Consider the following 13,569-nt stretch of genomic DNA (forward strand, 5'->3'; position numbering starts at 1 on the left):
GCTGCGTTATCGTTAACGATTTTCGCGAGCAAGCTCGCTCCTACAGTGATCGTCAGTATTTTATGGAAGATGGCCTTTTAACATTGCGCCCCACTCTTTATCATCCGCCCCAGCAACTCCGGCCATGGAGACGCTCCATTCACTAAGGAAGCCGTAATGCACATTGGAAAAATGCTGGGGTTGGCCCTGATCACGTTGTCGATGGGTGGCTGCGCCAGCTTCACGAAGGACGAAGTAGCACCTGTCACGCTGCCATCGAAGGCCAGCTACGCCAACAAACCGAACGTCTACGTAGACTTCAAGTTCTACCAGGGCGAGCCGACAAACGCCGCCGCTGCCGAAGTTCCACAAGCGCGGGACATGCTCAAGCCACAACTGCAAAAAGTCCTGACCGACTCCGGCCTGTTTGGTCGTGTGACCCTGGATGAATTCCAGAAGCAGCCCGGCGATTACAGCCTGCGCCTGAAGGTCTACAACCATCCACCGGGTGGCGGCCAAATGGTGCTGGCGTTTATCAGCGGCTTTACCTTCACCATCATCCCGGCGCTGGGTACTGATCAGTACACCATGAAGCTGGAGTCGGTGGATGCACAGGGCCAGGCGCTGAGCACCGGCACCAACCACGACTCGATCAATACCTGGATGGGCATCTGGTTTATCCCGCTGATGGCCAACACGCCGAAAGAGGCGGTGACCGATACCTTCACCCGCCAGGTCAATGCCTTGCTCAAGCAAATGGTCGACGGCAATAACCTGAAGTACTCGGCACTGGATGCCGGCGTGCCACGGGCGTGACACGTTGCACAACGTAAGCTGAAACAGCTGCGAGGGCAGGGTGACCCGCCCTCGCAAGCTGGGCGCTTACTTAAGCGCTTTGATGAACAGCGGGTCGCTGTACAACGACTTGAGCAAATCTCGCACCATCGGGTTGTAGGCGTTGGCGGCATTCGGGATCGCAATGAACCCGAAGAACGAACTGGGCCAGGTGTGATTCACTTCCTTGGTCGCGTCGTACACCACGTCATTGCCCTTGAGCAGCGTAAACCGCGCGGCCAGCGTGCCGTTGCCGGAGCCCATGCCTGCCGACAGCGAATTCTTCACCACCAACACTTGCAGATGTCGTTCTGCTTGCGGGTTCAGCAGGCCTGCGAGTTGCAGTTCCTGGGTGATCGCAGCCTGGATATGCGCCGGGATGCTGCCACTGGGCGAGCGGATCGGGTTGGCACGTACGGACAACGAGCCTTCGCCCGATGCGGCCGTCACCTGGGCATTGCTGACGGGTTGCAGCGGCGCTGCTTGCTTGAGGACCTGGACGTTATCGAAGTTCGGCTCGTATTGCGTCATGGTGACGCCGCAACCTTGCAACAGCAGCGCGAGCAATGGGGTCAACAGTAGAAGCTTTTTCACGGCGTTTCCTTGCGTGAGTGTGGGAGAGCGCGGGGATTATCGTCAGACGCTGGCCTATCGGCAACAAATAGTGGCAAAAGGCCTTAATGCATGCGTGGCTTCCTGGCTCTGTTACCTGCCGGAAAAATCATCGAGAAGGCAATTTGCTGGCCCCTTTGTAACAAAATTCTCGCCAAAATCACTTTTATTTTCAGGTGGTTAGGCGGGATGCAAATGCGCAATGTTGGAATCATGCTGATCGCCTGCGCAATGGCGGGTGGGGCGGTTTCGGTTGAGGCACGGGAGCTGCGGGACAACGACAAGTACATGTGCAGCTGGGGCGCGGGCACCGCCGCCCGGGCCCAGGAATTGAAGCTGTCGGGCGTCTCGCTGTACGCCGCGCGCCAGAAGCTCAAGACCTACCAGTTCAAGAAACCCTGGATGCACATGATGGCCATGGGCATCACCGAGCAGACCTACGACAGCCGCTCGCGGGTCAAGCCCGAGGTGATTCGCCAGAGTTTTTATCAGGACTGTTTGCACTACAAGCTGGCGCGTAAATAACCCCTATTTATCCAGCAGTAATTGGAACCTTGAGAACGACTGGTCGTAGTTGGGCTCCCACGGAAAGCGCCCTTGTTTGTCCGGCCAGACCATTTGCAGCGCAGGGAAATCAGCTTTGATCGAGGCGTAGAACCAGCCGGCATAACCGAGGTACTCGCGGTAGTGCCGGCGGTCTACAGGAATGAAGGCGATGCGCATGCCTTCGGCAATATCGTCATAGGGCTTGTAGGTTTCATAGGCGGCTTTTGCACCGGCAAAGCGGATCGCGGCGATGTTCAGCAACTGCTGGGCAATCTGCGGGGGCAGCCCGAATACGATGATTTCCGGTTGGCCGAAGTTGGCGTAGAACCCCAGGGAGTAGGCGAACGACGGGTCACCGTCTTCGGCCCGCACGTGCACATGGTGCCAGCCGATCTTCTTGATATCCGCCAACACCTTCTCGTCATATTCCGAATCTGCCTTGGGCAACTGGAATCCCGGGAGCGGGGCCTTTGCTGAAGTGTTCATCGAGAACAATGAGGCGGCGAAGAGGGCGACGGCGCGAATGATGTTCATCAGAGTCCTTTCTGCGGGATCAGTGGTTGAAACCGCGATGAGGCTAGCAGTGTTGGGTTCGCTCGGCAAAGTGACCGATGCACCGCCCAGTACAAAATCTGCGTAAGCCTGTCCAACTTCGCCCTGAGGCCAGTCCGCATACTGGCCCCAGGTAACCGAAGAGGCACATGCCATGACCCGCTACGTCATCACTCCCAACGAAATTCCATCCCTCGCCATCCACGGCGACGACGCTCGCTTCCCGCTGCGCCGGGTGTTCTGCGTCGGGCGCAACTACAGCGAACATGCCCGCGAAATGGGCCACGACCCCGACCGCGAGCCGCCGTTCTTTTTCATGAAACCGGCGGATGCCGTGGTGCCTGCCGAGGGCGTGATCGCCTATCCACCATTGACCGCCGACCTGCATCACGAGGTCGAGTTGGTGGTGGCCATCGGCAAAGGCGGCGTGGACATTGCCCCGGAAGAGGCCTTCGCGCATATCTGGGGTTACGGCTTGGGCATTGACCTGACCCGCCGCGACCTCCAGGCCCAGGCGAAAAAGCTGTCGCGGCCGTGGGAATGGGCCAAGGCCTTCGATGAATCGGCACCCTGCACTGCGTTGCAGCCGGTGAGCGCCGTCGGCCATCCGGGCAGCGGGCGTATCTGGCTCAAGGTCAATGGCGAGCAACGTCAAGTGGGCGATCTGGCAGACCAGATCTGGTCGGTCAGCGAGGTGATCAGCCATGCGTCCAAATCCGTGGCGCTGAAAGCCGGCGACCTGATCTTCACCGGCACCCCGGCGGGCGTTGGCGCCTTGCAACCGGGCGATGTGGTGACCGCCGGGATCGACGGCCTGGCCGAGCTGAGCTTCACCCTCAGCCAGGGTTGACGCTACAGTGGTGCCCAGGCTCTCCGGGAAATACGTATGCCAGGCACCCGCATCACCACCTATGGCATGGAACAACGCAGCGACCGCTCCGACTTCTACATCCGCGACAAGCGGGGCAGGGCGGCGCTGACCAGTCCCCATCGCCACGAATACTTCCAGATCCAGATCAACCTGGGCGGCGACACCGTGCAGCACATCGGCGGTGCGGTGCGCCCGTTCCCGAAAAAGGCCCTGGCCTTTATCCTGCCCCATCGCCTGCATGTGATTCCCCATCCCGAAGACGGCGACTTCATGCTGATCAATTTCAGCCAGGGCTTTTTCCTGCCGCAACTGACCTGCGATCCGCTGGACCTCGAAGACATCCCCATCAGCCAGGCCCCGGAGCTGTCGCCGTTCCGCTTCCAGGAACAGCTGGACTTCATTCTTGAAGACGCGGCATTCGAGGAAGTCAAAACCTGGCTCGAACACATGCGCACCCTGGACGCCCACCGCAGCTTCGGCGCGCGAGAGCGGCTCAAGGGTTACCTGTTCCAGCTGATCGGGCTGGTGTGCCAACAGTACGCCGAACCGCTCCAGGCGTTCGCCGCCAACAACGCCACCCGGCGTGGCCGAAAGGACGCACTGGCCCGTGTGCAGGGCTACATTCGTGAGCATTTGCACGAGCCATCGCTGAACCTGACCGATGCCGCGGCGGCTGCGTTCCTGTCGCCCAATTACCTGACCCACTTGCTGCGCAAGGAAACCGGTAAACCCTTCTCCCAACTGGTGCTCGACCGGCGCATGCAACTGGCGCGCACGCTGCTGCTCAACAGCCCGCAGATGATCGGCGCGATTGCGCACCGTTGCGGATTTACCGACGAGGCGTATTTTTCCCGGTGTTTTCGCAAGGCCCACGGGCTGGCGCCGGGGCAGTTCAGGCGGCGTGAGCAGGATTGACGCGCAAACCGGGTGCGTGTTTTACAAATCCACCACAATCGATGTGTTTCAATTTACATACAATTGAGCGTCTCATTGGGAGGCGGTGCACATGGCTACGGTTTTACGGTTGGCAACCCCGGATGACATTAATGCGATTTTCGATATTCGCACCGCAGTGGTGCAGAACCATCTAAGCCGCGAGCAGATGGCTGAGCTGGGCATTACCCCGCAGGTGGTCGCCGAGAGCATGCATGAAGCGCCCTGTGTGTGGCTCGCCGAAGTGGACGGCACGCCTGTGGCGTTTTCAATGGTGGATGTAGCCGAAGGCGAGGTGTTCGCCCTGTTTGTGCTGCCCTCTCACGAGAACCTCGGGTTGGGTCGCCAATTGATGGCGGTGGCCGAGGCGGCGCTGTTCGAACGCCACGACACGCTGTTCCTGATCACCGATGGGCGAGATCACATTCGGGCTAATGGCTTTTACCAACGGCTTGGCTGGTCGGTGGTCGACACGGCCGAAGGCGACGACGTTCGCTATCAGAAACACAAGGTGCAATGAGTGTATGAGTCATCCGGAACCCCCTCAATCCCACGCCTTCCGCTATTTTTTCGTCGGGATTGTGTGCTTGGCGGTGATGTTGGGGACCTATTTCGTTCGACTCAATGCCCAGGTTGACCGGCAGCGGGAAGAAGCAGCGGAGCGCCTGGCGTTATGCCGTCAGGCGGCCAGCGTTTCGCGCCCTACGCCCCAGGACGACCTTGTGCTGGTGGATCCCTGCAAACACTTGATGGAACATTACTTGAAAAAGCCCACGCACTTTTAATCAATAACCTTATTTTTATCGCGGAATTAAACTGGGCAAGTGTGTTTAATTCATGCCGTCATTGCACCAAAAAGTGGCACTTTCAATAATCGGATCCATTAAAAATGTGTGGTTATTGAATGACTTAGCGCTGTTTTAATCCGACGAAAGGTTGAAAATTATCTTGTTACAAGTTTTGCCGCTCGGTAATATAGCCGGGCGTTCACCTCCCACGGTTTATGCATTTTTAAATCCCAAGTTTCCATCAGCTACTTGGGATTTTTTTTGCCCGCGATTTGAGCGTTGTATCAATCCAGCGCGTCGGCGAACTCCGCGCGCATCCGGCCATTGTGCTTGGCCTGGTACAGCAGCTTGTCCACCGCTTCGACAAATACCAGCGCCTCGCTGCCTGGCCTTACCGTGCAAGTGCCTACGCCCAGGCTCAACGTCAGCAAGTTCGACACCGCCGAATGCCCGTGCTCAATCTGCTGCTGGCGGATCAGGTGCAGGCAGCGTTCGGCCACGCGTCGGGCAGACTCGGCATCGGTTTCCGGCAGCAACCACACAAACTCCTCGCCGCCGATGCGCGCAATGAAGTCCCGTGGCCGATTGGCCGCCCGGGAGAGCGTGCTCGCCACTTGCTTAAGGCATTCATCACCCTTGATATGCCCGTAGAGGTCGTTGTACTGCTTGAAATAGTCGATATCCAGCAGGATCAACGACAGCGGCAGTTGGCTGCGCTGCGCGCTGGTCCATTCGCGCGCCAGCACGGTGTCGAACATGCGTCGGTTGGCGATGCCGGTCAGGCCGTCCTGGAACGAATATTCCTCCAGCTGTTTTTGCAGGCGAGTCAGGTGTTCTTCGGTCTTCTTGCGCTCGCTGATATCGAACATGAAGCCGATCAGCGCCTGCACTTCGCCGTCCTTGCGCTCCACGTGCACTACGTCGCGTATCCACACGTATTCACCGCTGGCAGTCAGCGCGCGGTAATCGGCTTCGTGATCGACCCCGGCGCGGGACTGCGAGACGCAGAAGTTGACCACGTATTCGCGGTCATCCGGGTGCATGCGCTCCACCCAGTCATCGACGGTGGCCCAGCTCTGCGGGGTCCAGCCCAGCAGCGCCTCGATTTGTGGGCCGATGTAGCTGAAGGTCATCGTTGCCCAGTCGATACGCCAGGGGATGGCCTTGGTCGATTCGAGCAACGTCTTGTACACGGCACTGTCGGGTTCGATCAAAGGTTCGATGCTCATGGGGATGCTCTTGATGGCGGCAAAAGACCATAGCATCTGGCCATCATCGCCAGGAATCAAGTGCTTCGCGCGGCATCGGATGAGAGGGGCCGGTGTGGTTTTTCTGGCGTCAGCCGGCCAGCGGTTTCAGGCAAATTGAGCACCAGGTATCACTTTTGACTTAATTCCCCGGCAGGTTGAAAAAGCTGATCTACCCTAGACGGATCACGTCCACCGAGTCTGGTCCAGCGAAGGGTGCCCGCATGGTCTCGATAGCCGAGTTTCGCCACATCATGGAGTCCGGCTTCCTGCCGCTCGCCTGTGACTGCTCGTTGAACAGCGATGGTTCTCTGCGCATCAATATCTTCGATCCCACCTCCGGGCGCGTCGACCTGCTGCTGACCCGTGTGTCTCCCCAGGGTCTGGACAGCATCCGTTCCATCTCAAACCTGATTGGCGAACTGCGCACCGAGATCAAGGCCGGGCGCAGAGGGTTTGCGGCATTCGGTTAGAGGCTCAAGAGACCGCTTGTGCCGACGGAGCAGTCACCACCCCGTAACCGCGCCAGCAGCAATGATCGCGGTGCCCCGGCAGGAACACGCAGCCGCCAAGGTTCATGAGCAGGACAGCGGCAACCAGCAGTGAAATTCGACGAGACATGGTGATTTCCTCAAGGTAGTGAACGTTGAAAATCAACAGGTATGCCAGCTGATTGCCAACGGTTAACCCTTGAACGCGACCGCCTGGCCAAATCCGTCGGCGCTTTTTGCATATTTCATCAAACCCCCGCAAACCCTGGGCAATACTGGCCCTGTCTACCGTCATGAGCGGTCGTGGAAAAAGTTGATTTTGACGCGACGGATTATTCGGACACTCACCGTTCAACCCTACAGCTGCGATCACTGGCGATCGCCGATGAAGGAGTTGTCATGAGACTTGCACGACCGCTGGCCAAATTACGTTACGCCCTGTTGATCCCGCTGGCGCTGGCCGCCCTGGTCAGCACGCCGACCTTTGCCCAGACCGAAGTGATCATCCGCGAAGCGCCACCGCCGATGCGCGTCGAGGCCGTTCCCGTCGAGCGCCCGGGTTATGTGTGGGACCGCGGGCACTGGCGCTACGAAGGGCGTGGTTATGCCTGGGTGCCGGGCCACTGGCAGCCGGTGATGCGCAACGCCCGTTGGGAACCTGGCCACTGGGAATCGCGCGGCCCCAACTGGTACTGGAGAGAAGGGCACTGGATCCGCTGACCCTCCCGTCAACCTGACCCTTAGCCACCGGACCGAGACTTGCCCTATTGAAAGACACTGATCCGGACGTTGAGCTGTTGGCCCGCATCGGTAACAACGAACCGGCGGCCATCAACGAAATGGTCACGCGCAAACTCCCGCGTTTGCTCGCGCTCGCCAGTCGGATCCTCGGGGATGCCGACGAGGCCAGGGACGTGGCCCAGGAAAGCTTTCTGCGGATCTGGCGCCAGGCCGCGAATTGGCGCAGTGGCGAAGCGCGCTTCGACACCTGGTTGCACCGCGTGGTGCTCAACCTGTGCCACGACCATTTGCGTCGGCGCAAGGAGCGCCCGTTGCACGACGAGGCGGCCATGAGCGAAGTGATCGACAGCGCGCCAGCGCCCGATGAGCAGCTGGAAGCCGCCGCCCGCAGCGCGCATATGGCCCAGGCGCTGGCATCGCTGCCTGATCGCCAGCGCGAGGCGATTGTGCTGCAGTACTATCAAGAGCTGTCGAATATCGACGCCGCGGCGCTGATGAACATCAGCGTCGAGGCACTGGAGAGCTTGCTGTCACGGGCCCGGCGCAACTTGCGCAGTTACCTTGACGACACACCCGGGCCCGCCCGCCCAGGAAGGGGAAAACCATGACGCCCGAACGATTTGCCCAACTGGCCGAGGCTTACGGCGGCCACCTGCACCGTTGGCCCAGTGCCGAACAGGCGCAGGCCCAGGCACTGCTGGACGCAGGCGATGCCGGCGCTCTCGAGGCGCTGCACCAGGCGCGATGGCTCGATGGCCAGTTGGACGGCTATCAACTGGCGCCCGTCGACCCGGCGCTGGCGCGGCAGATCCGCCAGTCGTTTCCCCAGCGCCAGTCCTTTTGGGCACGCTACGCTGGCTGGCTATCGCCCGCCGGTTTCGTCGGAGTGGGCATCGCCGGGATAGCCGCCGGCATCCTGGTAGCGTCCTTGAGCGTACCGTTGCCCACACTCGGTCCTGAAGTACTGCCCAGTGTCTTCGACCAGGGCGACGCCGACATTGTCTTCACCGTCAACGCCGAGGAAAGCGAGCAATGACCCCGTCACCCAAGTACCTGAAGCCGCTGTTGGTTGTGTCGGTGTTGTTCAACGTGTTTTTGATCGGTGGTGTCGGCGGTGGCCTTTACCACTGGCTGGCCAATGCCAAGCCCGCCGAGGCCGTGGTGAACCAGCATGGCTTGCGCCAGGCGATGGTCAAGCTACCGCCGGAACGGCGCAAGGAACTGCGCCAGCTGCTGCGCCAGAACCGCGCCGACAGCCAGCCACTGGTGCTCGCCGGGCGCGAGGCGCGGCTGGATGTGATCAAGCAACTGGAAGCGCCGACCCTGGACCGTGCGGCGCTGGTGACGGATTTAGGCAAGGCCCGGGAGGCGGACATGGCACTCCGGGCGTTGGTGGACAACACCCTGGCGCAGTTCGCCAGCACCTTGCCTCGGGATGAGCGTCAGCGGCTGGTGGAAGCGCTGTATTTGAAAGGGCAGGCGAAGGGCAAGGCCGGGCGCTGATCGTTCCCATGCTCTGCGTGGGAATGCCGCCCCGGACGCTCTGCGTCCAGTTGGCGATGCAAGGTTCAGGTCTTGCGCAGTGGTGACGCGGAGCGTCACAGGATGCGTGCCCACGCAGAGCGTGGGAACGAGCATTAAGGTCGCCAAGAGCCACTGAAGATCGTTCCCACGCTCTGCGTGGGAATGCCGCTCCGGACGCTCTGCGTCCAGTTGGCGATGCAAGGTTCAAGTCTTGCGCAGTGGTGACGCGGAGCGTCACAGGATGCGTGCCCACGCAGAGCGTGGGAACGAGCATTAATCACTGAGACGGGCGACGGATTTTCCCGGTTGGCCGCGTTTAACCCGGGTAAGCCCGCCACTCAGGCGACGGCTAGTCTCATTGGGGAACCGTGCCATGTCCCGGATATTCAAGGCCACGCTGGCCGCCACGTTGATGGCGGCTGCGTTGTCCGGTTGTATTGTCGAACCTGTTCATCCGCGGCGCCCGCCGCCGTTGGTTGAGGTCGTGCCGGTAGCACCTGCGCCAGGGTATCAGTGGGTGCGGGGGCACTATCGCTGGGGGAACGGGCAGTGGTTATGGGTGCCGGGGCATTGGCGGTATTGATCCCGCCACACTTTCAACTACGACACTGAAACCCTGCTTGCCTGCGATGGCATCACCGCGGTCTTACTGACAGACCGAGGTGCCTGCATCGCGGGCAAGCCCGGCTCCCACATGTGATAGGTGCAGGCGAAGGGCAAGGCCGGGCGCTGATCGTTCCCACGCTCTGCGTGGGAATGCCGCGTCGGACGCTCTGCGTCCAGTTGGCGATGCAAGGTTCAAGTCTTGCGCAGTGGTGACGCGGAGCGTCACGGGATGCGTTCCCACGCAGAGCGTGGGAACGAGCATTAACTCGCCTGCGGAACTGAATGTATCGGAGTACCACAAAGGTTTTGCTTCAAACTCCTATGAGCAAAATCAAGGTGAATATTTTGTCCAGTATTAACAACTCTCAACCGTTGCAAGCCGGTATGGCCCAGGCCAATTCCTTCGACGCGATCGCTGCTTTTGGGGGCGGTCAGGATGATGACCAGCAGGAGCAGGTCCGAGCGAAACGGCCCAACGCCGAATCCGCTGAAACGACTGGGCGACCTCAGATCAACTACTGACGGATAGTCTGCTCGCCCGTGAGCGGCATGTCCGGTTATGGGCGAGCGTCATGCCAGGGGCTCTGTCAGGACTTTCCTGAACGTCTCCACCAACGGCCGCAAATTGATCCGATGCCACGCCGCCCACAGCGGCGTGGTGTAGGTCAGCCATGGCAGTGCCCGCAGCACCACACCCGGTGGTGCATTGCGGCTCAAGCCCTTTTGCACCATCGCGACACCTAACCCCGACGCCACCAATCCCAACGCGGTAAACGGCTCGCTGGCTTCCATCGGAATCTGCGGGGTGAAACCTGCACGAATGCACGCGGCAACAAAATCATCCGCCGGGTTCGCGCCCGGTTTGCGTTGCACGCCAATCCATTGCTGCTCGGCCAGATGCTCGGGCAGCAGTTCGCTGACGCTGGCCAGCGGATGCTGCTCGGGCAGCGCCAGCAACATCGGGTCGTCCAGCACTTGCAGCGCCATCAGGTCCGGGTCATCCGCCGCCGGTGGCTCACCCACCAGGGCGATGTCGAGGCTGCGTTGGCGCAGGCCTTCCAGCTGTTCGGCGGAGGGCAGGTTGTACAGCGCGATATGCACGTTGGGCCGCGCGTCGCGCAAGACTTTCAAGGCATTGGGCAGCACGCCCGCGTGCATCGCGTTTTCGATGTAGCCGATGCACAGTCCGCCTTCTTCGCCTTTGCCCAAGCGCCGGCCCAGGGATTCCAGGCGGTTGGCGTGGGTCAGCAGCGCCTTGGTTTCGGCCAGGAACGTCTGGCCGTCGCGGGTCAGGCGGATGCGCTGCTGGCTGCGCTCGAACAGGGTCAGGCCCAGGCGTTCTTCCAGTTGCGCGATCTGCCGGCTCAGGGGCGATTGGGAGATGTGCAACCGTTCGGCAGCACGCCCCACGTGTTCTTCTTCAGCGACTACAACGAAGTAGCGCAATTGGCGGAAATCGATCATGTCAGACCTGTAGGGACTTAAGTTGGTCGCAGTATGTCTTGGACGGTCCGATCTCTGCAATCTAGGATCTGCTCAACGGTCAACACAGCGACCTTGAACAATCTTGAGGATTCATCCCATGAGCTTGAAAGACAAACTGCCCGGCGTGCTGGGTTTTGGCACCGCCCCATTGGGCAACATGTTCCGTGCCATCCCTGATGAAGAAGCCCAAGCCACCGTTGAAGCGGCCTGGAACCAAGGCGTGCGTTACTTCGACACTGCGCCGTTTTACGGTTCGGGCCTCTCGGAAATTCGCCTGGGCCAGGCCCTGTCGAAGTACAACCGCGACGACTATGTACTCAGCACCAAAGTTGGCCGTCTGATTCTGGACGAGGTGGAAGAAAGCGCCCGCGATCTCGGCGAGAAAAGCGGTGTGTTCGAACACGGCCGGCCGAACAAGATGGTCAACGACTACAGCGCCGATGCCACCCTGCGCTCCATCGAAGACAGCCTCAACCGCCTGCAAACCGACCGCCTCGACATCGTGTGGATTCACGACATTGCCCAGGACTTCTACGGTGACCAATGGCTGGATTATTTCAACCAGGCGCACACCGGTGCTTTCAAAGTACTGACTCGCCTGCGTGAAGAAGGCGTGATCAAGGCCTGGGGCCTGGGCGTCAATCGCGTCGAGCCTTGCGAATTGACCCTGGACCTGACCGAAGCCCAGCCCGACGGCTTCCTGCTCGCCGGTCGTTACACCTTGCTCGACCACGAACGTGCCTTGCAGCGCCTGATGGACGCGGCCCTGGCACAGAACGTCGAGATCGTGGTCGGCGGCCCGTACAGCTCCGGCATCCTGGCGGGCGGTGCGCATTTTGAATACCAGAAAGCCAGCCCGGCAATTATCAGCAAGGTCGAGCAGATCAAGGCGATTGCCGCGGACCATGGTGTGAGTGTGAAAGCCGCGGCGCTGCAATTCTCCCTGGCCCATCCGGCAGTGGCGGCAGTGATTCCGGGTGCCAGTCGTCCGGGGCGAATTGCTGAAGACGTCGCGGCGTTGTCAGAGAAGATTCCCGCAGCCTTTTGGCAGGCCCTGCGCGACGCCCGATTGATTTCGGCCCGTGCACCGCTGCCGCTCTAACCACAGGAACGCGAACATGAAAATTGATATCAGTGGCAAAGTCGCAATCGTCAGTGGCAGCACCGCCGGAATCGGCCTGGGCATCAGCCAGGCGCTGGCGCAATCCGGCGCCACGGTGGTGGTGATCGGGCGTGAATCGAGCAAGGTCGACGAGGCGCTGGCGACGATTCGCCAGGCAGTCCCCGGCGCTGAGCTGCGTGGCCTGGTGGCAGACCTGGGCACGGCCGAGGGCGCCGAAAAACTGTTCGCCGCCGAGCCGCGGGCCGACATCCTGGTGAACAACCTCGGGATCTTCAACGACGTCGATTTCTTTGACGCGCCCGACAGCGAGTGGACGCGTTTCTACGAGGTCAACGTGATCTCCGGCGTGCGTTTGTCGCGGCACTACACGCCGGGCATGGTCGAGAAGGGCTGGGGGCGGGTGATCTTTGTGTCGTCGGAATCGGGCGTGGCAACGCCGGCCGACATGATCAACTACGGCGTCACCAAAAGCGCCAACCTGGCGGTGTCCCATGGCCTGGCCAAACGCCTGGCGGGCACCGGGGTGACGGTCAATGCAATCCTGCCGGGGCCGACCTTTACCGATGGCCTGGAGAACATGCTCAAGGACGCCGTGGCCAAGTCCGGGCGCAGTCCTCGGGATGAGGCAGATGTGTTTGTGCGCAACGCGCGGCCGACGTCGATCATCCAGCGCGCGGCGAATGTGGATGAAGTGGCGAATCTGGTGGCGTACATTGCTTCACCGTTATCGTCTGCAACCAACGGTGCCGCGTTGCGGGTCGACGGCGGCGTTGTCGACAGCATGGCGATCTGAATTTCTTGAATGGTTTGGAGTGTTATCGTGGCAAAAGCATCTGCTGTTATTGAAATCCCGGTTTCGGCCGAACAGGTTTGGCAATTGGTCGGCGGCTTCAATTCGCTGCCGGACTGGCTGCCCTTTATCGTCAAGAGCGAGCCGAGTGACGGCGGCCGTGTGCGCCATCTGCAAACGGCTGATGGTGGTGTGGTGGTGGAGCGTCTGCAACGCTTTGATGAGGCTGCGCGTACTTACAGCTACTCGATCAGCGAGTCGCCGTTTCCGGTGAGTGAGTATCTGGCGACGTTGAAGGTTGAGGCGTTGACGGACAGCACCGCCAGGGTCACTTGGTCGGGCGTGTTTACCCCGGTGGCCGGTGTGACGGATGCGGCGGTGGAGGAGTTGTTTACCGGTGTTTACAGCGGTGGGCTGGAGGCGTTGCGGGGCAATTTCCCAGGCTGA

General features: G+C 60.6%; 21 protein-coding genes. 16 read left to right on the forward strand and 5 right to left on the reverse strand.

Translation table 11 applies throughout. The features are described 5' to 3' along the window. Window positions 1-156 precede the first annotated feature (156 nt). Window positions 157-795 (forward strand): hypothetical protein, encoded by a 639-nt coding sequence (locus SNL23_RS18430; protein ID WP_318303040.1) that lies wholly within the window; start codon window positions 157-159, stop codon window positions 793-795. A 66-nt stretch (window positions 796-861) separates the two neighbouring features. Here SNL23_RS18430 and SNL23_RS18435 read toward each other — a convergent pair whose 3' ends face one another. Further along, entirely contained in the window at window positions 862-1,407 is a 546-nt protein-coding gene (locus tag SNL23_RS18435; RefSeq protein WP_003219695.1) for a hypothetical protein, read from the reverse strand. Between the two features lie 213 nt (window positions 1,408-1,620). On the opposite strand from SNL23_RS18435, the gene SNL23_RS18440 reads away from it, so the two are divergent. Further along, complete coding sequence (locus SNL23_RS18440) at window positions 1,621-1,950, forward strand: hypothetical protein (RefSeq protein WP_318303041.1); 330 nt, start codon at window positions 1,621-1,623, stop codon at window positions 1,948-1,950. A gap of 3 nt (window positions 1,951-1,953) precedes the next feature. Here SNL23_RS18440 and SNL23_RS18445 read toward each other — a convergent pair whose 3' ends face one another. After that, window positions 1,954-2,505 carry a DUF4262 domain-containing protein gene (locus tag SNL23_RS18445; RefSeq protein ID WP_318303042.1) on the reverse strand — a complete coding sequence of 184 codons (552 nt, stop codon included), beginning with the start codon at window positions 2,503-2,505 and terminating at the stop codon, window positions 1,954-1,956. A 172-nt stretch (window positions 2,506-2,677) separates the two neighbouring features. Between SNL23_RS18445 and SNL23_RS18450 the strand changes: the two genes are divergently transcribed. The 4 genes from SNL23_RS18450 to SNL23_RS18465 all read left to right on the forward strand — a co-directional run bounded on the left by SNL23_RS18450 (window position 2,678) and on the right by SNL23_RS18465 (window position 5,112). Continuing rightward, window positions 2,678-3,373 carry a fumarylacetoacetate hydrolase family protein gene (locus tag SNL23_RS18450; protein ID WP_318303043.1) on the forward strand — a complete coding sequence of 232 codons (696 nt, stop codon included), beginning with the start codon at window positions 2,678-2,680 and terminating at the stop codon, window positions 3,371-3,373. Window positions 3,374-3,409: 36 nt separating this feature from the next. Next, entirely contained in the window at window positions 3,410-4,309 is a 900-nt protein-coding gene (locus SNL23_RS18455) for a helix-turn-helix transcriptional regulator (protein WP_318303044.1), read from the forward strand. A gap of 91 nt (window positions 4,310-4,400) precedes the next feature. After that, complete coding sequence (locus SNL23_RS18460; protein ID WP_076016835.1) at window positions 4,401-4,847, forward strand: GNAT family N-acetyltransferase; 447 nt, start codon at window positions 4,401-4,403, stop codon at window positions 4,845-4,847. 4 nt (window positions 4,848-4,851) lie between these two features. Beyond that, window positions 4,852-5,112 (forward strand): hypothetical protein, encoded by a 261-nt coding sequence (locus SNL23_RS18465; protein WP_318303045.1) that lies wholly within the window; start codon window positions 4,852-4,854, stop codon window positions 5,110-5,112. Between the two features lie 287 nt (window positions 5,113-5,399). Here the strand turns inward: SNL23_RS18465 and SNL23_RS18470 are convergent, their stop codons facing one another. After that, window positions 5,400-6,344, reverse strand: coding sequence for a sensor domain-containing diguanylate cyclase (locus SNL23_RS18470; protein WP_076016837.1), 945 nt, complete (start codon window positions 6,342-6,344; stop codon window positions 5,400-5,402). Window positions 6,345-6,586: 242 nt separating this feature from the next. Here SNL23_RS18470 and SNL23_RS18475 point away from each other — a divergent pair, with 242 nt between their 5' ends. Continuing rightward, complete coding sequence (locus SNL23_RS18475; protein ID WP_076016838.1) at window positions 6,587-6,835, forward strand: DUF1652 domain-containing protein; 249 nt, start codon at window positions 6,587-6,589, stop codon at window positions 6,833-6,835. Window positions 6,836-6,839: 4 nt separating this feature from the next. Here the strand turns inward: SNL23_RS18475 and SNL23_RS18480 are convergent, their stop codons facing one another. Continuing rightward, window positions 6,840-6,983, reverse strand: coding sequence for a hypothetical protein (locus SNL23_RS18480; protein WP_167663322.1), 144 nt, complete (start codon window positions 6,981-6,983; stop codon window positions 6,840-6,842). Window positions 6,984-7,252: 269 nt separating this feature from the next. Between SNL23_RS18480 and SNL23_RS18485 the strand changes: the two genes are divergently transcribed. The 6 genes from SNL23_RS18485 (at window position 7,253) to SNL23_RS18510 (ending at window position 10,246) form a co-directional block, all read left to right on the forward strand. Beyond that, a complete protein-coding gene (locus SNL23_RS18485) occupies window positions 7,253-7,573 on the forward strand; it encodes a YXWGXW repeat-containing protein (protein ID WP_003219711.1) in 321 nt (106 codons plus the stop codon). A 47-nt stretch (window positions 7,574-7,620) separates the two neighbouring features. Continuing rightward, on the forward strand, window positions 7,621-8,202 hold the full coding sequence (locus SNL23_RS18490) for an RNA polymerase sigma factor (RefSeq protein WP_076016840.1): 582 nt from the start codon (window positions 7,621-7,623) through the stop codon (window positions 8,200-8,202). Then, a complete protein-coding gene (locus SNL23_RS18495) occupies window positions 8,199-8,630 on the forward strand; it encodes a hypothetical protein (protein ID WP_318303047.1) in 432 nt (143 codons plus the stop codon). Before SNL23_RS18490 ends, SNL23_RS18495 begins: the two co-directional genes overlap by 4 nt. Further along, the gene (locus SNL23_RS18500; RefSeq protein ID WP_318303048.1) at window positions 8,627-9,097 is read left to right on the forward strand and encodes a periplasmic heavy metal sensor; all 471 of its coding nucleotides are present in this window, start codon (window positions 8,627-8,629) and stop codon (window positions 9,095-9,097) included. The genes SNL23_RS18495 and SNL23_RS18500 overlap by 4 nt, the downstream gene beginning before the upstream one ends. 394 nt (window positions 9,098-9,491) lie before the next feature. Beyond that, on the forward strand, window positions 9,492-9,701 hold the full coding sequence (locus SNL23_RS18505) for a YXWGXW repeat-containing protein (RefSeq protein ID WP_076016843.1): 210 nt from the start codon (window positions 9,492-9,494) through the stop codon (window positions 9,699-9,701). Between the two features lie 344 nt (window positions 9,702-10,045). Then, window positions 10,046-10,246: a hypothetical protein gene (locus SNL23_RS18510; protein WP_318303049.1), complete on the forward strand. Its 201-nt coding sequence runs from the start codon at window positions 10,046-10,048 to the stop codon at window positions 10,244-10,246. A 48-nt stretch (window positions 10,247-10,294) separates the two neighbouring features. Here SNL23_RS18510 and SNL23_RS18515 read toward each other — a convergent pair whose 3' ends face one another. Beyond that, the gene (locus SNL23_RS18515) at window positions 10,295-11,188 is read right to left on the reverse strand and encodes a LysR substrate-binding domain-containing protein (protein WP_318303050.1); all 894 of its coding nucleotides are present in this window, start codon (window positions 11,186-11,188) and stop codon (window positions 10,295-10,297) included. Between the two features lie 118 nt (window positions 11,189-11,306). Here SNL23_RS18515 and SNL23_RS18520 point away from each other — a divergent pair, with 118 nt between their 5' ends. From SNL23_RS18520 to SNL23_RS18530, 3 genes are read left to right on the forward strand one after another with little or no spacing between them, the layout of a single operon-like run. Next, window positions 11,307-12,311 (forward strand): aldo/keto reductase, encoded by a 1,005-nt coding sequence (locus SNL23_RS18520; protein WP_167663315.1) that lies wholly within the window; start codon window positions 11,307-11,309, stop codon window positions 12,309-12,311. A gap of 16 nt (window positions 12,312-12,327) precedes the next feature. Continuing rightward, complete coding sequence (locus SNL23_RS18525; protein WP_318303052.1) at window positions 12,328-13,125, forward strand: SDR family NAD(P)-dependent oxidoreductase; 798 nt, start codon at window positions 12,328-12,330, stop codon at window positions 13,123-13,125. Between the two features lie 27 nt (window positions 13,126-13,152). Beyond that, entirely contained in the window at window positions 13,153-13,569 is a 417-nt protein-coding gene (locus SNL23_RS18530) for an SRPBCC family protein (RefSeq protein WP_318303053.1), read from the forward strand.

Source organism: Pseudomonas sp. SED1, from assembly GCF_034044025.1.
Lineage (GTDB): Bacteria > Pseudomonadota > Gammaproteobacteria > Pseudomonadales > Pseudomonadaceae > Aquipseudomonas.